Consider the following 23,349-nt stretch of genomic DNA (forward strand, 5'->3'; position numbering starts at 1 on the left):
GGTTACCTGTCCGTATGGTTGCGAATGGCCCAAAATTCCATATTCATGCCAGGAAAATCACCAGCCAAATACAGGGCAAAAGCACTGGATTGTTCCATCTGTTCCCACAGGTCACCGCTCTTCTCTAGTTGAAAGTAGGTATAGCCTGAGTGGTACGGGATTTGACGCGGTGCCGTTGAGGTGTTGCATAACTTGATGCCTGGGAGTTGTAACTGCACGATATCGCGGATCTGGGTGATGGGGGCAATCTTCATTTGTGCCGGAAAATGTGCCAATAGCACGTCAGCCGTGACATTAGCGCGTACTGCCAAAACAAAATCGAAATCCCGTATCATAGCTGCGTCTTGTATGATGGCGACATTGAGCCCTGGGGAGCGCTCAACCAACGCCAGTTGGATGGCGTTGTCTTTCAATATCACTGACAGCCCGTGGCGCAGCAGTAGCATCAGTTCGCCAAAGCAATAAGCCAAATTGTTGTGGTCATACACGGGTAACTGAGCATCAGGTGTACGCTGTAAAGAAAAACTGGCCAGCTCAGTGGCAAATTGTAGCCACTCGGCAAACAGGCGTTCCGGGTGTATATGACTGAGCTGGGAGACATGATTGACTTGCCCCACATAGCGGTTAATCAACTGTAACTGCATGAAATCAATCATTTCTGAACTATTGCGGTTCTCAGGTTGCTGAAGGCGCAGGCTCATCTGTAGGCTACGTTGCAGCAGCAGCCCTGCGAGACCATTGATAAAGGTTTTCAGTTGATGGTTGTTTTGGCAATTAAGTGTTGGGGGAATGCAGTTTTTTTCCAGTTGTAATCGGGGGGGATCACTTTTTTCCTGTATCTCCGCCACAATTAATGCTGTCCACTCGGCACTTAAGTCGCTTTCCAGCATCAGACGCAGACGCAGGGAGCTAAATTGCAACTCGGTGCTGCTAACGGAGACCTCGTTCAGATCATCGACCTCCGCTTCATACGCGAGATAACGGGCTAGTGCGTCGGGTTTCTCCTGAAAAATGATCTCCTCACGACCAGCACGTTGGCTGGGGAGTGCCAGTACCACTTTCTCACTGTTTTTACTCGTTTTTATCACGAGTGGTGTGGGCGCATATTGTGCCCCGCTGAAGTTGAAAGGCGTTCCGTCAGGCATGATGCCACAAGCCTCAGTCAGTGCGATTTTGCCCTGCTGTAGCAGTTCTTGGTCTACTTCCAGATTTAAAAAACCCCAGAAATAACCATTGTGTGCTTGCCCCCAGGCGCGTATGTAATGTTCCAGATAATGTTCTGCCCGCTGAAAATGGTGTGGGCGTAAAAACATTCCTTCAGTCCAAACGATCTTATGAGCTTCTTTCATTATCATAATTAAATACGTTCCTTGCCTTAGAAAGCCGATTACTATTCATTTGTGTTGATGGTTTTCAAGCCCTCAATACCCGCAACGATATATGTGCCCCGCCCATCTGACGAAGATTGACACTCTTGGTCGGTATCTATTGTGGGCATCGTAGATAACGGCAGGGAAAGGCGCCAAACCTTAGCATTCAGGATTTGGTATTCGGCAATAACGCCGATGTAACGGGCATCTTGTGCTATTTGTCCCTGTAGCTTTTTTCCTCTCTGCCCTGGCGTCAGAAAGAACTGATCGCTGCTCAGCAGGCTATTACCAAGAGCGTTCGGGGCATCGTTTTGCAAGCTAAAGAAATCAGCATCCATAAACTCTGCATCAGAACGAAGTAGCAGTGTGCGTATCTTTATCGGTAAGGGATGTCGCTGTACTCCCGTATTAACCTGACGATCGGCATCGAATACCAAACAGTAGATAGGCGGGCCGTCCGGGGACGAAAACGTACAACTGCTCAGTAGCATAAAACCAAGAATGATTAGCAATAGATGCAAACATCTTGAGGCAGTATGTGGTTTTCTCATGATGTTTTTCCGTTGCTATTTGTGTTTGCCGCTGGAAGTTACTGGTTGATTTATCAATGAATTTTTCGGTTTTAACTCTGTCTTTTTACTATAATTTTACTGCTGTAAAGGGTTTTTGGATTGAGTTAGGAGGCAAGGATCAGCACTTTGAACTGACTTGGAACCATACGAGAACCCGAAGCGTTAGTTGAATTTTGTAGGCTGCTGCTGGTGAGTCGAGTAGCGGGTGAACCTTTTAACAATACTGAGAATGCGCCGGACAGATGGCGTGATGGCCCCATCACTGTCGCGGAAGCGACTCCACCCGCAACGCCAGGGCTATCGCCATTGGTTAATGGTATTATTGTCGCCATATTGTGCGCAGGTGCACCGACGAATAAGATATTGAATGCATTTGGGATAGCTGTCTGCGCCGATGCAAAGTTTGGGTAAGGTACGGGGAGTGGAAGCGGACTGGGCGTTAAGCAAACGTCAGGTAACGCAATATCCATGCCCATCATTTGGGTATTGGCAAACATAGTTATTCCTTATCCAAGATGGATCTGTTCTGAATCCAGTTTAGTGATATTTTTTGACGTAATGATCAGGTTACGGGCATGCAAACGTGCATAATCCTCGGCCTGAAGATCAAGTTGTCCTGCACGTACGTGTTCGATCTGACGCACTCGGCGAAATAAGGTATGGCTGGTTTGAATGATTGAATGCCATAAGGATTCGTAACGTTTACCGACCAGACGAACCAGACTAATAAAGCCAGAGAACTCGTTACCGCTGTAAGCCATTTTGTCAATATTACAGTCAGCGCTTTGTGCCTGTATCGCCAGCGTATCGCTACTGATTTTGACCTGTTTAGTGCTATGTAATATCAGCGAACCACTGGGTGTTTCTATTTGTAGATCACCCACCACATTCAGGCGTGTCACTGTGCCTGGATCGGCTCGCTCCAACACCGCGATAACCCAAAATTGTTGACCAGCGTCGGCGACCAGAACCGTATCACCAATATTCGGCATCACCAGGCAACTGGTTGCCTGACGACAAACTCTACCCTGACTCGAATATTGCACTAGCAAACTGCCATCAGGTAGCTTGTCTGCAATCAAACCTGCTGTTTGTTGTGGTAGTAAGCTACTGATTGAATGGTTTTTTGTGACTGTATTCATGGCGTTGCCTCTTGAGTATGGGGGATCAAAGTTTGCGTTCTGAGCTCCAGATTTCGGCGGTATGTAACGCTTCATCCCTTTCTAATACGCCACTACGATCACTCCAGTGCGTTTGCTGTTGCCTGGCTCCGTGTAAGCGTGTGTGCATGAGATGGGCATAGCTCATGTTTGCCTCATTAATATTGGCGTAAGAAAAATCGGCGTAAACTAGATAGCTTTTACTGAAATCGCAGCGTTCTGCCTGACAATAATGGAACAGGCTTTGGAAAAGGCGCGCTTGATGAAAGCTGGCATTATTTAGCGTAGCCCCGTTGAATATTGCTTGATCAAACTCCCCATATTGACACTGCGCCCCGGTCAGGTTGGCTTCTATAAACAGTGTTTGTTGAGCCTGTACTGTATGTAACTTGGCGCGTTGCAAAGAGGCTCCCTTAAAGTTGCTTTGGCGCAATACCGCATTGCTGAAATCAGTATCGTCCAACTGATTATGGGTAAATTGACAAGCCTGCAATTGTTGACCTGCGTAACTTTTCCCACGATGGTCACATTCGAAGAAAGTGACCTGATCAAAATGGGCACCAAGGGTCTGTGTATTGCGTAAATCCAGGCGGAAAAAAGTGACAAGATTCAACTGACAATCATTTAAAAGGGCATCGCTCATTGCAGTTTGGTTAAAGGTCGTTCGTTCTAATTTTCCTGCCGTGAAGTTGCTGCCGCAGAGAGTGCTATCAGTGAAACTCACTTTATTAATTGTTAGCGCACTAAAATCGGCATTATTTAACGTACAGTGGTGAAAAATGGCTTCTTCACATTGGCTCTCCAAAAATGTGGCATGACTTAATTCACAACTATTGAACAGTGTTTTAATAATATTTGCGTGGTTGAATACGCAATCAGTCAGTTGGCAGTTATCAAATACTGCCTCGTTTAAATTACAGTGACTGAAATCAACCCCGGTTGCTGTTAGTTCAGAAAAGATCCCGCCGGAAAGATCCATACCGCTGAGTTGTAGTCCAACAATATTGTGTCCACTGACATATTCGCCACGCTTTATTTGTTGCTGTAACTGAGTTGCACTGAGTCTCATCAGCTTTCTCCTTTGATACGCGGCTGCATTTTGGTGCTTTCGGTATAGGCGCCATCCCAGTTAGTTATATCGTCAAAACGTGATTGCGATATATCCGCACGGAATAGATTGGCCCCGCGTAGGTCTGCACCGCTTAAAATAGACTTTTGCATTATCGCGCTGATCAAATTGGCATTCATGAGTTGGGATTCAGAGAAGTTGCTGCGGATAAAAAGGCTGCCACTACCGTTCAGATATTGTAGATTTGCTTTGATCAACTGTGCTTCCGAAAGATCGCTATTATCTAATCGTGCCCGCTCAAAGCTGGTTTGATGTAAGGGGGTCTGCCGTAAATTACATTGTTTTAGTGTGGCATCACTAAAATCGGCCTGCGCCAAGTCGCTGCCAGCGGTAAAAGAGCAGGTGACAAGATGTGCTGCATGGAAACTGCTGCCGATGGCTTTTGTGTCTACCCAGCAACCGTTCTCTATCTGAGCGTGACTACAATTGAACTCCAGCAGACGGCATTTGATAAAACTGACTTTTTTCATCTGCGCCTCAATAAAACTCATACCATTGAGTTCGAGTTCAATAAAGGTGGTATCAATAATATTGGCCCGCTGAAATAAGCACTGAATAAAAATAGTTTGGTCACCGAACAAATTTTCCAGAAGGGCGTCAGTGAAATTGCAATTTTTAAATAAGGTTTTATGGATATTAGTTCCAATCAGACGAGAAGAGGTAAAATTAGTATTTTCACATTGTGCTAATGCTAAAGATGCATTTTCTAAATGGGTGTGGCTCAGATTAGCGTTAGTGAGATCAGCCCGTGCCAGCATAGCTTCCTGGAGAGAAGCATATTCAAGATTGCATCCATATAAATTAGCATTTTCAAGTAATGTCCCCCGTAGATTAGCATGACGTAGATCCATCTCAGCCAAGTCGGCTCCTGTTAAATCTATACCACTGAGATTTTTATCTCTGGCCATTACGGCACCCACATAGTCACGCACTATTGCTATTGTATTTCCGGTTAGCCGTGTTGCTGGTTCTTGGGCCTGAGCACTCATTAGATAGGTTTGAAACAATGTCTGTTCAGTCTGAGCCACACTTTTCTCATCGTTTTTCCCTACCCCCTTGTAGAGCAGATTGAGTTGCTGATGATAATTATCTGCACCAGAAAACGGCATGTGAGGATTGGACGATTTTTCCGGAGCAAATAGGTCAGCCTGGCCCACATTATTAATCTGTAGTTCCAATACATCAGCTTGTTGCTTTAATTTTGCAGCATAATCTGGCAGTTGTTCCAACGAGGGGGGAGTCGTCTCCTTACTGGTGGGAAATAGTTGTTCAATATCTTTTCCTTCCTCCGCTAACTTAAGACGGTAATATTCGTGCTGATGACGTTCAAAATTTGATATATTTTCATGTATCGGACTTTGAGTATGAGATGAATGGGCGTTCAGACCAGTGGCAATAGCTATTTCAGGGAGTAAATCCTTTTCACGAAATGAGAATAGGGCACCTTTTTCTTTATCCAATCGCTGTTGTAGCACTTGATAGTAGTGAATTGAGGAGCGTGGCTGGTTGATAATTTCCAGTGCTGGCATCAATTCCAGAATGTCGGTTGCATCATCTTCGCTAACACGAATATACCCCTGATAAATTAATACCATCTGTTCACGGTGCGGAAAGAACCAGACCGTGGTGTGGCGCATGGTGATCTCTTCAAATTTCTCTTCACCATCACGTAGGCTATTAACAAAACAGCGGGCTCGCCAGGGCGGAAGTTTGCCCTGCTGGAGTGGCTGAGTGGGGTGCATGTTCCAGATACAGTAGTTCGCTTGGGGAGGTAACTCATTATATTGAGGAAATTGTTGATCACTCTCCGCCATATTAAATAAGCGCCAGTCAATATCCTTGGCAAAACCGGGAAAATCATTTTCCAACCAGTCGGCATCATAGTTTTTACCAATGCGAGTAAAACGACGTGGGCAAGTAATATCGATTGCGTCAAAACTGACGGGTAAAATATTTTGGTGAGGAGAGGTTAATCTAACCTGTGGCGATTCAATATTTGGCAGTTTCTGATGCACATTAGGGTTGGGTTGCTCAGGGGCGACACCTACGCCGTATGGGTTCTCGACAAATTGTGGCCCGCCAAACGCATTACTCCAACCAAGCCCCATTTTTGTGAAGGGTAATGGCTCAGTGGAACTTTCTTGAACCCAGTGGCGATCACCGGTAACAATTAAGGTTTTTTCAAGGATATCGAGCTGGATCTTTACTGCACAAGTTGTTTTATCACTCTGATGATGGGTATATGCGTTACCCGTCGCGAGAAACTCAGCACAATTTTTAGGCATTGCAAGGTCGAGGAGACCTCCACTCGTGGTTAATTCCTCGCTAACAAGTTTCCACAATTCTGCTTCAGGAGATAAATGTGGCGTTTCCTCCATATCTGCCAGAACCAAAACGGAAACACCTAGATGATGCTGCCCCTGCAAGGTGAAAGGTCGCTGAAGTATGCTCAGATGTAACGGTTTTACAATTTTCATCAAATACATCCTGTTATTTTGACTAAAATTCATTTGTTAGCAGTATTTTTAATATGCTGTAAATGAATGAAATGAACACTTCCAGGATATATACGTGACCGATTTTTGACAGGCGTGACTGATCCTGATGTCAAATGGCTTCACCAAAATAATCCAATGATACGTTGTTAAATCTATTCACCCATATATTGCTCTATGTATTAACCCATGACTTTATTATGAGTTAAATAATATTTATAAGTTACTTCCCACCATAGCTACCGCACGAGATTGCAATATTTTTGCCTCGATTAATATAGGTGCAATGCTAGTGGCAGAGTTATGCCTGCATTGATAATAATGATTATAAAAAACAATCACAGAATAGGATTGTTATAATGCGAGGTTATCGATGTCAAGGGATAAATATATATTTCTCCATTGTGATTATTACTTTTTATTTATTACTAATTTTTACATTTTGTTATTTTTGTTACAAGTACACTGATTTCTAATTTATATGTAAAAATAAAAAAATAACTATATAACAATGAGTTGATTTTTAATTTGTGCGAAAATTCAAATTAATTTGATATTTACATGTGGTGCTGAATTCAATGAATTAATTATATGTTTGATTTTTTTCTTGACTATCGCGAGCTGCCGTTAGCACTATGTAAAAATTATATTTATTAAGTTAAATGGATAACTGAGTGGTGGAAATTAATGCGAAGAACGATCAAGTTAAACTCAAAGAAATTATCTGATGAATGGATTTTTAGTCGTTTAATCGGTAGTGAGTCGCTTTCGACACTCTATAAATATAATCTGACATTATTGAATTCTTCCGCTGAAGTTGACCAGCGTGACCTTTTAGGGACGCCGCTGTCCGTTTATATTGAAGATGAGGGGCAACCCGCAAGGTATATTAGTGGCGTTATCACCTCAGTATCACGACAAATTCACGCAACGACTCGCGGTGATTATTATATTTACGATCTTACCCTGCAACCGGCATTATGGTACTTAAGTTGCGGTCGCGACTGCTCTATTTGGCAAGGAAAGTCTGTACCAGAAATTGTGCAGGAATTCCTCAATCGCCACAATATATTACTAGAAAGTAAATTATTAGAATCCTACCGTGAGTGGGAGTACTGTGTGCAGTATCAGGAGAGTGATTTCTCCTTTATTAGCCGTTTGATGGAACATGAAGGCATTTATTACTTTTTCCGCCATGAGTCCAATCAGCATGTGATGGTACTTGCTGATCATCCGCAGGCACATGAGGCTACTGGTGTGAGTAAACTTGCGCTAACTCCTGCAGATAACAAGGGTAATGAAGTCGCTGGGATCTATGATTGGCGGGAAGAGGATATCATTGGCCCTGCGCTATATAGCACCGATGATTATGATTTTCGTAAACCACGTGCTAGCCTGCTACAGACCAGAAAGAACCCAGGTTCTCAAGCCCCTGAAGCCGTGAGTATTTTTGATTGGGCAGGGCATTATACCGATAGCAAACATGGTGAAACTTATACTCGAGTGCGCCAACAAGCATTTGCTGCGAGCCAATATCAGATTATAGGGCAAGCACGTGCTTGTGCTGGCGCGATGGTCCCAGGACAACGAATTTCAGTGGATCATGGTGGGAATTCTGGGAGTAAAACCTATCTGGTGGTGAGCATCGAGTGTGATTATCAGCAAAGTGGGGATGTCTCGGCAGATTTCATCTCTGCTCAATCCGGCACCATTTTCAGTGTCGTACCTGCATCAACTGTTTGGCATCCCACGTGTGAAACCCTATGGCCACGTACCTTTGGGCCGCAAACAGCGGTGGTGACCGGACCCGCTAATGAGACTATTTGGGCTGATCGCTATGGGCGAGTAAAAGTACATTTTCGTTGGGACCGCTATGGAAAGGGGGATGACAGCAGCTCTTGCTGGATCCGCGTATCCAGTCAATGGGCAGGATGGAAATATGGTGCAGTGCAAGTACCACGAGTAGGGGAAGAGGTCATTGTTGATTTTATTAATGGGGACCCTGACCGCCCAATGATTATTGGCCGAGTTTATAATGAAGACAATCAGCCGCCGCTTAATCTGCCCCAGGATGCAACCCGCATGGGAATAATGACTCGCAGTAAAGGCGGTTCTGCAGATAAGTCCAGTTATTTGCTGATTGATGATGCACTGGGGGGGGAGTCAGTCGCTTTGCACTCTGAACGTGATATGAAGATTTCAGCTGAAAAAGATCAGGACATCCATATTCAGGGCAATATGCAACACCGCACCGATGGCAATAAACATCAGGAGATCAAAGGGAATGTAAATATCGATATCACAGGGAATTTAACTGAGGATATCAAAGGGAATGTAAAGCGCAGTATCACCGGCAGTTGGGATGAAAATGTTCTGGGGGGGATTACTATTAGTTCGCCACTGGCTATTACCATTAACAGCGGTGTTAAACTTAATATGCAAGCTCCCGCGTCAAGCTTGACGATTGCTGGTCACACAGAGAGTATTACCGGCAGTTCCAGTTCTATTGTTGGGTCATCTCAGGATCTGAAAGGGACAAGCAAATCAATGGTAGGGCAGAGTCTTACCACCACGGCACAGAGTATCTCCTATACGAAAAATAATACTGCAATAAATGATGTGAATATATCTTACACAAAAATGGGATATAAACGCAAAGGGCAAGAATATGAGTATACCCAAAGCAAAACGGAGACCGGTGTGCACCGCTTGATTCAAACTGCACTATTTTCTATTAACTGATGTCGGTGAAAATAAACGAACTGTTATTGAACACCGCATAAAAGACTTTATAAATCTCTATATAGGATGTGATATGGATTTTCAGCCAGTTGAAGTACAAAATGCTGCGCCGGTAACGAAGCAGGCCATATTGATCCGTGAGCGACAGGCGGTGGGCAATGCGGTATTTACTCGAGGAGATTATAAGCCGGGTGAGGTTAAGCACATTGTATTATTCCGTTACGCTGAATTTGTCAGCCCAGATAAACGACGTCAACTGATGGAAGATTTTCTGGCGTTGCAACATTTGGCACTGCGAGAAGGTAAACCTTATATCGTCTCGATAACCACAGGTAAGCAAGCGAGTGGTGAGGGGGTTGCAGGGGGCTTTGAACAAGGATTTATCGTGACCTTCCGCTCTCAAGGGGATCGCAATTATTACGTGGGTACTCCCGTGGTTACCTCGCCCACATTTTATGATGCAGCACACCAAAACTTCAAAAATCAGGTAGGCCCATTTTTGGCGAAAAAGCAGGGGGTGCTGGTATTTGATTTTATCAGCGGAGATTGAGCTGATACCTGCCTTATTTATTTGTGGTTGAGGCCAAGCGGTGTCTTGGCTAATCAATATTCTGTCAGTCACCATCTCATCTTGTAGGTTAGCACTGAGAATGCTGCCGGGCAGGGTGGCGAAATATCCCCTCTCGGAATGCCTGCATTCAACTTATTGACATCGTTTACCTTCCGTTTATAGCGTGATTTTGAGTGTATCAAGCTGCACAGTGAGGATATATCTGCTGGCGGCACCTATAGGCAGGAGGATGTATGGGTGACAGTAATTTATTGAGTGAGCTGCTTTCCGCGGACCCGCAAACGGGGAATTTGAGTATACAAAATATCGTCAGCTGGGTTGAATTACATGGCGGAGTGAAAGGAATTACCGAAAAATTCAATCAGAATGGACTCGGAGATATTGTTAAGGATGTCGGCGGGCAGAATGGACAGCCAATAATATCCGATGGACATATACAGCAGGTATTTGGTCAGGAAGAGATAGGTCGATTGGCGACGCAATTAGGCATTGATCCACAGGCTACCACCGCTATGCTGAGTCGATCTTTACCTGCGTTAATGGCCCAAATTCCTGGTAATGGATCTATTGCTAAATCAGGGGTTTTGAATGTGATATTACGTTTTTTCAAACGCACGTAATTGAAAACCACGTAATTGAAAACCTTGTCAGGAGATGTTTATGTGTATAAACAGAATGTTATCTATCTTGGTTTTGTTGTCTACAGTACTTATTATCGGCCCGGTTAATGCCGCTCAGACTAAAGCTACTGCAGCAGTCGATCCGGCATCGGCAGCGAATTTAGTTCAAGATCCTAATGGTATTAAGCCCACAGTAAAATCGCCACGCAAACCACGAACCAATGCGAGTGAAGCGGAAGTCTCGGGATTGCCAGCAACAGTGAAAGTACCTGCATCAACACGTAAATCTCACTCTTCTGTGCTCTCGGCAGAAACGACTCCCGCTATTCCAGCGCCGATAACAGTGAAGCCAACGACTCCCGCTATTCCACCGCCGATAACAGTGAAGCCAACGACTCCCGCGACCCCACTGCCGGCAACAGTGAAGCCAACGGCATCGACACCATCTGTTCCTCGGGTGGCTGCATCGCCAGCGTCAGGCAATATTCCATCAGGTGCCACTGCGCGTTGTCAGGATGGTACTTATAGTTATAGCCAACAGCATAGTGGAGCTTGCTCCCGCCATAAGGGCGTGGATAGTTGGTTACAGCAATAGCGCGGAAAAATTATTATGACATAGCATGACAGAAATATTGTTGACCCTGGCATGCTATGTGTATTGACGTCGTTTAGGGCAAAAGGATGATGTTGAAGTAGGTTACAATCCCTTTTACGGGATCGATATCGCATTGGAAAGTAAAATCATGCCAAATATTATCGGCTCGCACCTCACCACTGCCGGTAAGATGATATTGTCCTGTTAGGCTCAAGCTATCTTGGTTATTATCACCAAGAAAAACCCGATCGGCTTTTAGAAAGTCTTTGCTTTGTATTTCAGCGAGGGCCGCGGGTCTACAGATAAATTCAGATACTTTTTTTGCATTATCCCACCGAATAGCGATTTGTCGCTCTTCTGCACGATAAAGCTGACTGATAGCGACATCGATTCGAGTTTGAATACCTGCTGTTAAAGGTGGAGGTTCTGAGGCAATGAGTTGATTGACAAATAATAGTAATAACCAAATGTTATGCTTAACAGGTAGTCGCATTAATATCTCCTGTATATGTATAAGTACAGCATGATAATATTACATCATGCTGTAACTTGGGCTTTTAGAATATTAACTGGGGGCTGTAAGTGTCAAGTTAAGAGTGATAAATGCGAAGGTGTGTTTATATCAATCCCATGATCAGTGCTTTTGAAATGGCCTGGAATTTATTTTTGCAGTTGAGTTTTTTTATAATATTTAACATATGAAAATCGACGGTGCTTTTTGATATGAATATTTTACCTGCTATTTCATGAGAAGTCATTCCATCAACACTAAACATAAGTATCATTAATTCCCGTTTGGTTAAGGTGATATTGTTTTTGTTGAATGTTATCGGGCTTTCAGCGTTCAGAATTATTGAGTTTATTATTTTTACACAGATTTTTGAAAAATAGGATTGTGCGAGTGATATTTCTTTTGGCGTTATTGAGTGACTCATATTTGAAAGTGATAGAATGCTATGGTAACCCTGTGGGAGTGGCATGCCAAATGTAATACCACTCTGGTAACCATACTCTACACCATAGGCCCAGATCTCTTCATGTCCTTTGAAAAAAAGACTATCCCAGACCGCATATTCTAGTTGTGGCATTGGTTTGTAAAAAATCACGGGATCTATTTTCCATAATTTATTTTTCTCATATAGCGTTCTCCATGAGTCATTATAATTATCAAATGTATATATACGTGATTCCGTTATCGGGTATATTTCTCTTATCACAAAAGAAAAGAATGAAAATCCCGTATTTAATGTTATGTAATTACTTATTTGTTGTAGAGTTTCCTCTGATACATCAATTCTATTAAAGGACTCTGGATTATATTTTGATATAAGCATTTACTTTATTCCAAGAGTTACTGCTGGTAGGCATAATGAGATTATACCGTTATTTTTTTTCTCATTTCATTTTATAAATAACAACTTTATTGATATTTATCATATTTACTGTTCTTATCATTATTTAATGAGATGGCGATAGGGCACTGATTGTACCAGTAAACACCATCACCGATGCTGACAAAGGCATAAAATAAGATAACTCAGTGAGTCAATCAAGAACCTGTCGCATCCAGGGTATCTCATCATGCCTTCTGTGTAGGTATTTTAATTATATTAGATTCATTAATTAATAGCTGTCTAATAAAATAAAGTTATCAACCGATAACTTTATTTTATTGGTTTTTTAACGAGAGTGAGATTAATTTGTATGATTTATTTTTCTTGTGAGTGATAGCAAGTATAAAAAATAAAATAGCACTATTAATACGATATTTTGGGGTTATATAGATAATGTCATTCATGTTTTTTATTCTATTATCAGTTGATAACTTAATATTATTTGATGGCTATTTTTTTACCGACTAAGGTGAGTATTGCAATGCAATAATAAATCAGAATGTCGGAGATTAAAATGAAACAGAAACTGAAAACCTTTTTAGAGGATATTGATGCCACACTACCTGCACCTATCATGGTAGATGCGATAGGTTATGCTGGTCTAAATCGAGCAACGATTTTTGATCCAAACAAAAGTCTCACGGTTCGAATTCCTTTTAAGCCTGGGACTAAAGTAGATACCAGAGTAGATTTGTTTTGGTGTAAAACGGGGGATGAAGCTAATGCTATCAATATTAATTTTCCCATAAAGACAATAACCAGTGAAGATATTCAAGTGGCTCACAAAGATATATTTGTTAATATTGGGCAGCTTGATATAGTCGATGGAGATACAACTGTATTTTATACTTTTGCCGAACCACCAGGAAGTAATATAACAAGATCATTTGATGCCAATTTCTTGATAAAAACAACTGTACCCGGCGGGATTGACCCTGACCCTGCAACGCCTTATGTGAACGATTTGTTACCTGCGCCGGGGGGCATTCCAAATGAAATAACAACGGGTAATATTAACGCTATTTCCGCTTCTATCCCTGCTTATAAAAATATGACTAAAGGCGATGTTGTAACATTAAGTTGGGCTGGGAATAAAGATTCTAAATATACGGTGGCAGAGTCTGATATCAATAAGCCTGTGATCATTAACGTTACTGCGGATACTATCAAATTGGCGGGGGACTATAGTGATGCAATCATAAGGTACGAAATAAGAGATACCGTAAATAATTGGTCTTTATGGTCGATTAGTTCCATGGTTGATATTGATGTCGAAGATAGTATCTATCTGGCGCCGGGAGTTCAACAGGCAGTCAATGGTATGATTAATATTGATGACTTGAAGGGTAAGGATGTTTATGTTCAGATCCCTGTTTATCTTAATATTAAATTGGATGATATAATAACACTGAAATGGAAGAATGGGGGGATATTACCTACGGAACAGACGGCTACTATTTTGGCTTCTGATCTTAAATATGGTCATACTTTTATTATCCCCTACTCACAAATTCGTGGGATGGGTGGGGAAATGGTCACCGTCTATTATGAGGTGAATGGTAAAAAATCCCAAAAAACTAATCTGATCATTAATGGTAACCCTTATACACTCCCTGCCCCTGTCGCCCCACAAGCCAAATCTGGAATCCTTGATCTTAACACCATACCGGAAACGGATAACTTTTTGGTTAGACTTAATCAAGATGGAAATTTGGTGAAAGATGATATAGTGACATTAATTATCTCGGGTGTAACTTCTGCCGGTGAGCCGATTGTCATATACGATAAGTCTCATATCGTTACCGAACTTGAGGTTGGTACACCGCTGGTCTTCTCTATTGCCAGAGATAAAATAGTGGGTATGGCCGGTGGCGGTTTGACTATTAGTTATCGGGTTAAAAGTGAGACGAGTGAAGATTTTTCTAGCTCTTATCCTTTAGAATTGGTGTTATTGCCATTAAATAACAATTTGCCAGCCCCCACTATTACCGAAATGGTTAATCCAGGGATACTGAACCCGATGGATGCTGATGCTAACGGGGCGGTGCATGTTCGTGTTGGGAGTTATCCAAACAAGGCGCGCAGAGATGGAATACAATGCTATTGGAGAGGGAAAGTAAATTATGATCCGGATGACATAATTCTGAAAAATGGGGTCGACGATAATTTTTTCACAATTCCGAAAGATATCGTGCAACAGAGTATCGGTGGTTGGGTTGAGGTGTACTATGAAGTCGATGATCTCGCCGGGGATATATTTTACTCTAACCGATTGATATTCCAGGTAACCGAAGATTTACCTGCACCCACAGTTGATCAAGCAGTGGGAAATACTATTACTCTGGTGCAGGTTCCGGCCACTGGTGCAACCGTCACGATACCCGCTGGGGCCAAATTAAAAGAATCAGATGAAGTTGTGCTTAGCTGGACAGGCTCAGGTCCCACTAACTCGAGAAAGGATATACATCAAGTCACTAATCTTGAGTCTGGATTGTCGCTGACATTCACCATACCTTATGAATATGTTGCCGCCAGTAAGGGTGAACTGATTAGTGTGGATTATAGCATTAAGCGCGCTAATGGCGGGATGCAGTTCTTCTCACCGAAAAACAGCTATAACGTTGTTAGTGTCCCTGTTTCAGGAAAACTTAAGGTGATGGGCGCCAGGTTCTCACCTGGTAACTCCTATGGTTTTGGTAATATCAACTCCAAATATATTACCGCGTTGTCCTCTGATACAAATAAACCTCTTGATGGTGCTGAATGGCAATACGCTGGGGATTCGAACTGGAAGCCGGGCGCTCGTTTTCGCGATGTTTCACCAGAACGTGTGTTACGAGTAAGAACGGAGAATGATAGCGTGACACTCTCCGCCTGCAATGTGGCGGGCAATGGGGTTACGGTCGACCCGGCTTTTGCTGTACGGCGCAACAATGGTCATATTGCTGCTTGGGGAAGTTCCATCTTGGGTGGCGATGTACCCGCAACGCTCTTGACGCTTGATGACGTCGTTTACATTGCTGCCAGCCAAACTGCTTTTGTGGCGCTACGGTCTAATAAGCGGGTTGTCTCATGGGGGGAAGATACATATGGGATTGTACCCCCTGAGATTGCGGCAATGAATGACATTGAGCAAATTGTGGCTGCAGGCTACGCCTTTGCTGCTTTACGCTCTAGTGGTAAGGTTGTTGCATGGGGCGGAGCAGTTTCCAAGGGGGGGGTAGTGCCAGCTGATATTGCTCTTCAGACGAATATCAAAAAAGTTTTTGGCGGAGAATTGGGCTTTGTCGCGTTGTGTACCGATGGATCAATTGTGTCATGGGGAGGATTGGCCTTACCCAGTGTTATTAAGCAGCTAACTGATATTGTTGATATTCAGTCGACGCAAGGCGGCTATGTCGCGCTGAGAGCAAATAAAACGGTTGTTGGTTGGGGATTGGCGGTACCTACGATAATCGCGGCCAGAACTGATATCGTGGAGCTGATGGCTTCTACCAATAATTCCTATGTCGCCAAATGCAGTGATGGGACACTGGTTGCATGGGGGGGGTATGGTGGTGTTATTCCTGCGGATATCGCGGGGTTCACAGATATTGTTGACGTTGCTAGCACCGCCAATACGTATATTGGGTTACGAAATAATGGCACTGTCGTGAGTTGGGGGAATGATATATCAATTGTAAATGGCATCGCGACAGAAGTCGCTATGCTGGAGGATGTCGTCCAAATAAGCACCACTGGCTCTGCGGCTGCGGTACTGCGGGCAACAGGGGAGGTTGTGGCATGGGGAAACACTGCGTATGGGGGAGATGCATCGATGGTTCAATCATTATTAACCAATGTACGGGCGTTATATTCAACCTCGACAGCATTTCTGGCCTTAACCAAGGATAACCGTGTTGTCACTTGGGGTGACCCAACCGGTGGGGGAGATAGCAGTACAGTACAGCCATATATTACTGAGCAGCTATCCTATGAGATGACACCACTTTAACAAGGCTTAGTACATTATTTGCTAAAATAATTCAGGAGAGTCAGTTTTATTGATGGCTCTCCTGTTTCATATTGAAATCACAGGTTAATTTTTCCAAACTTCCACCTTCGATAAGCTCTTACCTACAACACCGCCTTGCCAATCCTTCATTTTTGCCAACAAAACTTATGTTACGTTTATTGTTATTTGTTCATTAATCATATGATTTAAAACGTGACTTAAATCTCATTTTAGGACTTCGATGATAAAAAAACCTATGATAAATACTAGAAGATCGACTATTTAGGCGGTCTTTGTTTACATTTATGTAAGAATTGTCCTATGGTTGTTATGGTGACTTTCACTAAGATTAAATGCACTAAAATACCTACTGGTGAATTTTAGAGTGTGAACATCACTATATTTTACCCTATATACCGGACTAATATTTCTTTAGTCTATTTATCTACCTTGCTAGTAAAGAGGGATACAATGGATATTAGAAAATTGAATGCCTTTATCGTGCTGGCGGAAACGTTGAATTATCATAAGGCGGCAGATAAACTTTGTGTCACTCAACCGGCGTTGACTAAACAAATAAACTCATTAGAGGAGAGGCTCAATTGTATCCTTTTTTACCGAGGGCCAGATGGTACACATTTAACGTCTATTGGTCAGAGTGTTTATGCTGAAGCAAAAATATTGATGAATCATGTGAATAAATTCAGAAGAAATACTGCTGAGCTATCAACCGTTAAATATAATGAATTTAAGATTGGGGCTTTCTCTTTTGATTCACATCATAACTATGTATTTAAACAATTCACCGATCTTTTCCCTGATGTTCCTTTAGTGTTATTGAATGGCATGTTACCTAATGAATTAGCTTACCAACTGACTCAAGGTTTATTAAATTTAGCGATTATGCCTTACCCTATCCCTAAAGAGTTATCTTCCCGCCGACTATTCAGTGATTCATTAGTGATTGTCGAGAGAAAAAATATAGATAGAACAACAGGTTTTTCTCTAGGGAGTATTAATAAGTTGGGGTGGCGGGAGACGCAAGAGTTAGAGAGTTACTCCATTAATGGTAATATAAATATATATGCAGTATATGATAGATTGACAATGAAACCGGTAGTGACTACCAATAATATCATGACCGTTCTTGAGTTGGTTATCAGGAAGGATGCCTTTTCCTTTGTGCCGAAAAGTGTTATTTCAGATGTAAGTAATAAATATCTTGAGCTTATGGATATAAAAGAAACAGATATGAGCGTAGATATAGGCTTAGTTTGGGAACCTAATTTTACCAATGAAATTACTCGTAGTGTGATTGATATTTTCCTAGGAAGCCAGGTCGCATCTGTCTGCTAATTATTTATCTAATAAAAATAGTCATGACAATCAAATTGATATCATTATCAATTTGATTGCTATGCCCAAAGGTTATCATCTGATGATACTAATTCATTAGACAGATAGTTATTTTAGTAGGATAACTGTTATTGAGATTAACATTATTTAATCTCAATGGACATCTGTATTATCGGTAGCTATATCAATTATATGACTCACTGTTGTCATATAATATACCTATTCTTTGTTGGAGATATAAATCATGAGCACAAACTATAGAACTACGGTTAAAAGCTATGCTCCACCTCCACTTATTGAGGCTAGAAACACTCTTATACCATCATTTAGAATTATCGACGCTCTACCTGATGGCGTTATTCTCAAAGAGAATGAAAATAATGATCTTGTTGTGAGGGTTGATTCATGGCAAAATTTAAAAGATACCCCCCCCAAGGCTGCTAGAGGTGCTATGCGGGTTTATATGGTCATGGATACTGATGCTGAACCAGAAATACTAGATCCTCCAGGTATCGATAATTATATCGTGGCGAAAGGAGTTGATGCCGAATGGACTCAAGATGAGAAAAATAATGGTTTTACTATGACTATAGATAAAAAATATTTTATTAATAGTGATGAGAATAACCACTATGTCATGCTTTATATAATGCCAGTGTCTGGTAATGTAGATTCTACTATCAGGAAGGAATTCACGTTATTGAAGAAATCTTCGGGAGGAGTGCCGGTTGCTCCATTGATATTTGACACGATATATTCTACAAATGGTATAACAGAGCTAAACCTGGTCAATAATGCGAAAGTACCGCCAGAAAAAGTATTGCCTGTGCACATACACTCATATTTTGATATGCGACAAGGTGATAAAATAAGTCTGTTTTTTGGAGCCTCCTCAGATAATCTTCTTCCCGTCCCCGATGCGGATGTAATTGTTAGTTTAAACCAACTTGGCCAAGATATACCAGCCGAGTTTAATCAAAGTTTATTTAATGGAGAGCCAGATGGGCCTCACTTTTTTAGTTATACCATAACTAACGAAGCAGGCTATACTAGTGACCCGGCTGAACCGGTTATGCTGCAACTGGCCTTTGGTGACTTCCCGGCAGGATTAAAACCTCCAGTGCTACCTGATATTGCAGACAATTTTATTATTAATGATTTTATACATCCGCTTCGTATTGATATACCAGCATATGATAATGTACAAGTTCAGGATATTATTACCCTTCATTTTAAGGATGATAAAGGTGTAGATGTCGTTATAAAGTCCTCACCTCCAATACAAACAAAAAATCTTGGTAGTGACCCCATTTTTACATTTTTCCCAGTCTATGATGAAATTATACCCTATGATAAGAAATCTGTTATTATTTATTACGTGGTGAGTCGCGGGGATAGTAGTATTAAAAAAACCGCTTCGCGAGAGTTAGTGGCAGGTGTTGATCTCTCTATTCCTGCTGAGCCTAATCCTGATCCTGACTCACCTGAAAATGGAAATTTGAGGCTTTTAACTATTTTTAGCGATAGTAATGAACAGAACAAAATAACAGGGCCGGCGGTAAATAAAGATGCGAGAGTATTTATTCCTTTTCAGACAGTGAAAAACGCTAACTATTTGCTTGTTGGTGATGTCATTACCGTTACATGGGGGGCGGTAACGTTAGCCCCCTTTAAAGTAACTACTATTCCCACTTCGGAAATAATTATAACTTTACCTGCTGCTGATATTCTCGCCTCTGGAGGTGGGCATATTCCGGCACATTATACTGTTACCCGATTATTAGTGGATAATATACACTCTTCAAGTTCTGTTTCACCGAAGATAGACATTCTTGTCAACTCGACCAATACTAATCCAGGTGGTAAGGACGGGTTACAAAAACCACTTTGGTTATTTAGGAATAAACAAAACACAATAAATATCAAAACAATAAATGATACTAGAGGTTGTATTTTTAGTGTGCTTAAATATGAAAATATTCGTATTGGGCAAATTATCATACTAAAATTAAGGGGAACAGAAGGATTTGAGGATGTTAATGGTCCAGCTGTAGATAACGCAGATTATGATTCTCCCCCCTATGAAATAACTGCAGTTAATATTGGTTTGGATGAACATGAATTTCTTGTTCCGGCAGCCCCGTTTTACACCCTTTGCCAGGGAGTGGTGCACGCCACTTATACAGTTCAGGAGAGTGCTGGTGGCGAGGTTTTCAACTCACTAGAGCTAGTAGAATTTAGTGATATGAAGCTGCCTACCCAAAATGCATGTGGTGTTCCTCCTGTTTTTAATTAGTTTGATTAAGGCTGCCACTCCAGGCAGCCTTATTTCGATATGGAAAAGTTTAGAGGCAGCTTACAAGCTGTCCGTCGGTTGCTACCAGGCCAAATGCTTGCCCATTATTCATGTTAATACCATAAAATCCGGCAGGGGCGCTTGTTATTGACCAATAATAATAACCTGTGCCGTTTGGCCACCCATGGCTATTCACTCCCCCAGCGATATACAATGCATCAAGTTCTGTCTTTGTGGGCAAGTTATTTACACATGTTTGCATGGCATCATTATGAGATGGGACATTCCACTGCTCATTATTCAGTTCTTCCGAGCCTTGGCCAGAAGCTGCCTCCGCTGCCAATAATGGCCGTTTAAAGGTCACACCCGCTGCCGTTATTGTCTCATCCATATGTCCCCAGTACTTGGCTAAAGTACTATCCGGGCTGGTGATCACAGTGAAAATAACATCGTTAGTTTCACTGATGGCACCGTTACTACTGGTTAGGGTTGTTTTTATCCCCTTACCGGCTGGATCCGTCAGGGTTACCTGTACTTTTCCATCGCCGTCCGTGGTAACGTCATCGGTCAGGGGCTTACCGTTGACCTTTAGCGTTGGCGTTTCAACTTGACCACTCCGCGAGGCGGCCGATGTTGCCTCAAGCTTTATTTGAGCGCCAGAAACCGGCAGGTTATTTTTGTTGAGTGCGGTAATGGTGAAGCTAATCGTCTCGGTCACTTTCACCTTATTATTGAATGGATCTATCTGAAGTTTTGTCACCGCCGTTGACCCGGTGACTTTACCCTGCTCGCCGCCCGTGGTTTTATTGGTATTGGTGTCGGCCGAGGCCGAGTCCACCGTGAGCGTATTGCCGGTAACCGCAAGGCTATTTTTCGCCTGTACCGAAATTTCCATCACTTTACCGACATCAGTCGATTTCAATAGGTATTCCGGTACTTGCCCAGAGGTTGTCACGGCTGAACCGTTAGCGACGTTGGCCGCTGTTGCCCCTTTTTCACCCCATTGATAGGTTGAGGCATCCGTTGCGGCAGGCCCGCCCACCGGTTGGGTAAAGGTATAGGTTGCCGACAGTTTGCTATCTTCCGCCAATTCACCCAGCAGAATCAGGTTAGACACTGAGGGTTTTGTGGTGGATGTATCGGTATAGGTGATGGTGGCTGATGCTAACTGCGATCCCTGAAGCTCAGGTGTTAATGTCAATATACCGGGGTTGGTGCCCGCAGTTACTGTAGTTTGGTAGACCCCTGGGCTGATTTCAGTCAGGGCACTGAGTGTGGGTTCGCTGCCGGAGCCACCCAGAGTATTTTTCTTCAGGGTGATGTTATTCGCCTGGCCGATCAGTGGGTTGCCTGCCGCGTCTTTTAAGGTCAGAGTCAAAAGGACGGCGCTATTACCATCCGCAGGCTTGGTACTTGCCGCTGGGGTCCAAGTGCCGCTGATAGTAGCAGGGGTGTCTTGCAACTGCACCAGTGTCACGGCGCGGTTAGATGTGTTCCCCTTGACGTCGCTGGCAATAGCACTGATGGTCCAGTTATTGCCCCCGGAAGGTTGCGGCGGTAACTGTAAGGCAAACTGGCTAGGGCCTTGAGGAATAATTTTCCCACCGGCAGCGGCCAGTGCGCCCTGGTCAAACTGGATATTTCTCAGGCCATATTTTGAGGTGACACTCACGACAAGTTGTTTGGTCTCAGCAGCACGACCGCTAACATTGTTGGATACATACAGGTTGATAACATCCTGTTTTTTGTATTCCAGTACAATTTGGTTATTACGTTCGACCAAATCATTGCGGCTACCTTGCAGAGTACGGCGCGCATTGACCGCATCAGGGCTTATCTGTTTGGCCCATGGTGTGCCGACCTCATAGTTGACGCCAAGGTTGAACAGCGTTTCACCGTTACCGGCGCTTCCTTGTTTGCGGTCAATACCGACCGTGACCAGTGGGATTGGGGTATAGTTGATGCCCGCGGTGATGGCCGCCGGGTTTTGTTGCCGGTTATCCTTGCCAAACAACCCAACATCATTACCAAAGTACTGTTCATACATCAGCTTCCCCCCCAACTGTGGCAGTGAGGGTAAGTAGGCTTCTGCCCGCAGATCAAATCCGGTTGCCGGACGTTCGCTATAGCTGCTGAAATCTGGGGAGTCACGCCAATCGCTCAAACGCAGGTAGCCGTTTGCCGCCAGTTTCAGGTAGTCACGGGCATATTCGGCACCAGCACCGACGCGGGTATGATCGCGAGTGATATCGCGGTCGAGGAAGAGGTTGTAACCGACCATCCAGTCGTCAATAAAATGGCGGATCCCAATCCCCAGATTGGCGGTGGTGCGTTTGTCGATCCGACGTATGCCAAACTGCGTGAAGGCCATTTGTGATGGCGTATCATAGAAAGGCATCAGCATATCGAATTGACTGCCGTCGAGATCTCCACGGTCATCAACATTCGCCTGTAGGCGAGCGGTGCCGAAATTGTTAAGCCAGCTATTGGCTGCCTGATTGGCATTGCCAACCGCCAGCCCACGTAATTGGCGGGCTGCCGCTTTATCACCACTATTTAGCATCTGAGCACTTGTTGTGGCTGCTTTGGCCAAATTACGTTCAGTGGTTTGCGTATCAGTCAGCGCTGTATTCTCAGGGGCTAATCCGAGATTTGACCGGGCCTGAGGGATCTCTAGCTCATCACCCGCTTGCAGTTTGGCGAAGGGTTTACTGAAAGTGCGTAACTGATTGATTTTCTTCAGTTGCACTAAAGTTAAATTATGCTGTTTGGCAACCATATCCACTGTTTCGCCCGGTTTTAGTACATAGGGCATGGTAGGAAGAGCCGCCAGGCGTTCATCCCCTTGCTGGCTGGTGCGAGGCAACATGTTCGCATTAGCCGGAGTGAAAGCCAGGGTTAGGGGAAGGGTCAGATGGGCGGCAATAGTGCCCCATGTGATAACCTTTACCCGATATGGTTTAGTTGATGTACTCATATATGATCCTGATTTAATGGGTTTTTTACATAAAATATGTATAAAGTGTGGCGGTGAAACTTATTGTTTTGTCGTTTC

16 protein-coding genes are annotated in these 23,349 nt (G+C 43.2%); 7 read left to right on the forward strand and 9 right to left on the reverse strand.

All coding sequences use genetic code 11. From position 1 onward, the window contains the following. Positions 1 to 2 precede the first annotated feature (2 nt). The 6 genes from tssK to FFE93_RS03695 all read right to left on the reverse strand — a co-directional run bounded on the left by tssK (position 3) and on the right by FFE93_RS03695 (position 6,708). Positions 3 to 1,349: a type VI secretion system baseplate subunit TssK gene (gene tssK / locus FFE93_RS03670; RefSeq protein ID WP_032896924.1), complete on the reverse strand. Its 1,347-nt coding sequence runs from the start codon at positions 1,347 to 1,349 to the stop codon at positions 3 to 5. 41 nt (positions 1,350 to 1,390) lie between these two features. After that, entirely contained in the window at positions 1,391 to 1,921 is a 531-nt protein-coding gene (tssJ, locus tag FFE93_RS03675; RefSeq protein WP_032896926.1) for a type VI secretion system lipoprotein TssJ, read from the reverse strand. Positions 1,922 to 2,046: 125 nt separating this feature from the next. Continuing rightward, on the reverse strand, positions 2,047 to 2,439 hold the full coding sequence (locus FFE93_RS03680) for a DUF4150 domain-containing protein (RefSeq protein WP_005272173.1): 393 nt from the start codon (positions 2,437 to 2,439) through the stop codon (positions 2,047 to 2,049). Between the two features lie 9 nt (positions 2,440 to 2,448). Continuing rightward, the gene (locus FFE93_RS03685) at positions 2,449 to 3,084 is read right to left on the reverse strand and encodes a DUF3540 domain-containing protein (RefSeq protein WP_005272176.1); all 636 of its coding nucleotides are present in this window, start codon (positions 3,082 to 3,084) and stop codon (positions 2,449 to 2,451) included. Between the two features lie 25 nt (positions 3,085 to 3,109). Then, the gene (locus tag FFE93_RS03690; RefSeq protein WP_138774785.1) at positions 3,110 to 4,171 is read right to left on the reverse strand and encodes a pentapeptide repeat-containing protein; all 1,062 of its coding nucleotides are present in this window, start codon (positions 4,169 to 4,171) and stop codon (positions 3,110 to 3,112) included. Beyond that, positions 4,171 to 6,708: a DUF2169 domain-containing protein gene (locus FFE93_RS03695; protein WP_138774786.1), complete on the reverse strand. Its 2,538-nt coding sequence runs from the start codon at positions 6,706 to 6,708 to the stop codon at positions 4,171 to 4,173. Before FFE93_RS03695 ends, FFE93_RS03690 begins: the two co-directional genes overlap by 1 nt. Positions 6,709 to 7,413: 705 nt before the next feature. On the opposite strand from FFE93_RS03695, the gene FFE93_RS03700 reads away from it, so the two are divergent. The 4 genes from FFE93_RS03700 (at position 7,414) to FFE93_RS21620 (ending at position 11,254) form a co-directional block, all read left to right on the forward strand. Further along, positions 7,414 to 9,468 carry a type VI secretion system Vgr family protein gene (locus tag FFE93_RS03700; protein ID WP_005272179.1) on the forward strand — a complete coding sequence of 685 codons (2,055 nt, stop codon included), beginning with the start codon at positions 7,414 to 7,416 and terminating at the stop codon, positions 9,466 to 9,468. 73 nt (positions 9,469 to 9,541) lie between these two features. Beyond that, positions 9,542 to 10,018: a Dabb family protein gene (locus tag FFE93_RS03705; protein WP_005272180.1), complete on the forward strand. Its 477-nt coding sequence runs from the start codon at positions 9,542 to 9,544 to the stop codon at positions 10,016 to 10,018. A gap of 254 nt (positions 10,019 to 10,272) precedes the next feature. Further along, the gene (locus FFE93_RS03710; protein ID WP_005272181.1) at positions 10,273 to 10,659 is read left to right on the forward strand and encodes a YidB family protein; all 387 of its coding nucleotides are present in this window, start codon (positions 10,273 to 10,275) and stop codon (positions 10,657 to 10,659) included. A gap of 40 nt (positions 10,660 to 10,699) precedes the next feature. After that, positions 10,700 to 11,254: a DUF3761 domain-containing protein gene (locus FFE93_RS21620; protein ID WP_226714015.1), complete on the forward strand. Its 555-nt coding sequence runs from the start codon at positions 10,700 to 10,702 to the stop codon at positions 11,252 to 11,254. Positions 11,255 to 11,327: 73 nt separating this feature from the next. Here FFE93_RS21620 and FFE93_RS03720 read toward each other — a convergent pair whose 3' ends face one another. Together FFE93_RS03720 and FFE93_RS03725 are read right to left on the reverse strand one after the other, a co-directional pair. Continuing rightward, positions 11,328 to 11,747, reverse strand: a complete 420-nt coding sequence (locus FFE93_RS03720; protein WP_050413677.1) for a hypothetical protein — start codon at positions 11,745 to 11,747, stop codon at positions 11,328 to 11,330. A 124-nt stretch (positions 11,748 to 11,871) separates the two neighbouring features. Continuing rightward, entirely contained in the window at positions 11,872 to 12,588 is a 717-nt protein-coding gene (locus FFE93_RS03725; RefSeq protein WP_005272183.1) for an autoinducer binding domain-containing protein, read from the reverse strand. A gap of 574 nt (positions 12,589 to 13,162) precedes the next feature. Between FFE93_RS03725 and FFE93_RS03730 the strand changes: the two genes are divergently transcribed. The 3 genes from FFE93_RS03730 (at position 13,163) to FFE93_RS03740 (ending at position 20,294) form a co-directional block, all read left to right on the forward strand. Continuing rightward, on the forward strand, positions 13,163 to 16,642 hold the full coding sequence (locus tag FFE93_RS03730) for an RCC1 domain-containing protein (protein WP_138774787.1): 3,480 nt from the start codon (positions 13,163 to 13,165) through the stop codon (positions 16,640 to 16,642). Between the two features lie 471 nt (positions 16,643 to 17,113). Next, positions 17,114 to 17,998 carry a LysR family transcriptional regulator gene (locus FFE93_RS03735; RefSeq protein WP_138774788.1) on the forward strand — a complete coding sequence of 295 codons (885 nt, stop codon included), beginning with the start codon at positions 17,114 to 17,116 and terminating at the stop codon, positions 17,996 to 17,998. A gap of 244 nt (positions 17,999 to 18,242) precedes the next feature. Further along, complete coding sequence (locus FFE93_RS03740) at positions 18,243 to 20,294, forward strand: hypothetical protein (protein WP_138774789.1); 2,052 nt, start codon at positions 18,243 to 18,245, stop codon at positions 20,292 to 20,294. A 49-nt stretch (positions 20,295 to 20,343) separates the two neighbouring features. Here FFE93_RS03740 and FFE93_RS03745 read toward each other — a convergent pair whose 3' ends face one another. Beyond that, a complete protein-coding gene (locus tag FFE93_RS03745) occupies positions 20,344 to 23,271 on the reverse strand; it encodes an inverse autotransporter beta domain-containing protein (protein WP_138774790.1) in 2,928 nt (975 codons plus the stop codon). Between the last annotated feature and the right edge of the window lie 78 nt (positions 23,272 to 23,349).

The sequence above is a fragment of the Yersinia sp. KBS0713 genome, from assembly GCF_005937895.2.
In the GTDB taxonomy this organism is placed as follows: Bacteria; Pseudomonadota; Gammaproteobacteria; order Enterobacterales; family Enterobacteriaceae; genus Yersinia; species Yersinia bercovieri.

What these genes read in the sequence shown, in the direction of transcription:
- FFE93_RS03745 (WP_138774790.1), bottom strand. Translation starts at nt 23,271, where the DNA reads ATGAGTACATCAACTAAACCATATCGGGTAAAGGTTATCACATGGGGC.
- tssJ (WP_032896926.1), bottom strand. Translation starts at nt 1,921, where the DNA reads ATGAGAAAACCACATACTGCCTCAAGATGTTTGCATCTATTGCTAATC.
- FFE93_RS03700 (WP_005272179.1), top strand. Translation starts at nt 7,414, where the DNA reads ATGCGAAGAACGATCAAGTTAAACTCAAAGAAATTATCTGATGAATGG.
- FFE93_RS03680 (WP_005272173.1), bottom strand. Translation starts at nt 2,439, where the DNA reads ATGTTTGCCAATACCCAAATGATGGGCATGGATATTGCGTTACCTGAC.
- FFE93_RS03710 (WP_005272181.1), top strand. Translation starts at nt 10,273, where the DNA reads ATGGGTGACAGTAATTTATTGAGTGAGCTGCTTTCCGCGGACCCGCAA.
- FFE93_RS03695 (WP_138774786.1), bottom strand. Translation starts at nt 6,708, where the DNA reads ATGAAAATTGTAAAACCGTTACATCTGAGCATACTTCAGCGACCTTTC.
- FFE93_RS03725 (WP_005272183.1), bottom strand. Translation starts at nt 12,588, where the DNA reads ATGCTTATATCAAAATATAATCCAGAGTCCTTTAATAGAATTGATGTA.
- tssK (WP_032896924.1), bottom strand. Translation starts at nt 1,349, where the DNA reads ATGAAAGAAGCTCATAAGATCGTTTGGACTGAAGGAATGTTTTTACGC.
- FFE93_RS03730 (WP_138774787.1), top strand. Translation starts at nt 13,163, where the DNA reads ATGAAACAGAAACTGAAAACCTTTTTAGAGGATATTGATGCCACACTA.
- FFE93_RS21620 (WP_226714015.1), top strand. Translation starts at nt 10,700, where the DNA reads ATGTGTATAAACAGAATGTTATCTATCTTGGTTTTGTTGTCTACAGTA.
- FFE93_RS03685 (WP_005272176.1), bottom strand. Translation starts at nt 3,084, where the DNA reads ATGAATACAGTCACAAAAAACCATTCAATCAGTAGCTTACTACCACAA.
- FFE93_RS03740 (WP_138774789.1), top strand. Translation starts at nt 18,243, where the DNA reads ATGAGCACAAACTATAGAACTACGGTTAAAAGCTATGCTCCACCTCCA.
- FFE93_RS03735 (WP_138774788.1), top strand. Translation starts at nt 17,114, where the DNA reads ATGGATATTAGAAAATTGAATGCCTTTATCGTGCTGGCGGAAACGTTG.
- FFE93_RS03690 (WP_138774785.1), bottom strand. Translation starts at nt 4,171, where the DNA reads ATGAGACTCAGTGCAACTCAGTTACAGCAACAAATAAAGCGTGGCGAA.
- FFE93_RS03720 (WP_050413677.1), bottom strand. Translation starts at nt 11,747, where the DNA reads ATGCGACTACCTGTTAAGCATAACATTTGGTTATTACTATTATTTGTC.
- FFE93_RS03705 (WP_005272180.1), top strand. Translation starts at nt 9,542, where the DNA reads ATGGATTTTCAGCCAGTTGAAGTACAAAATGCTGCGCCGGTAACGAAG.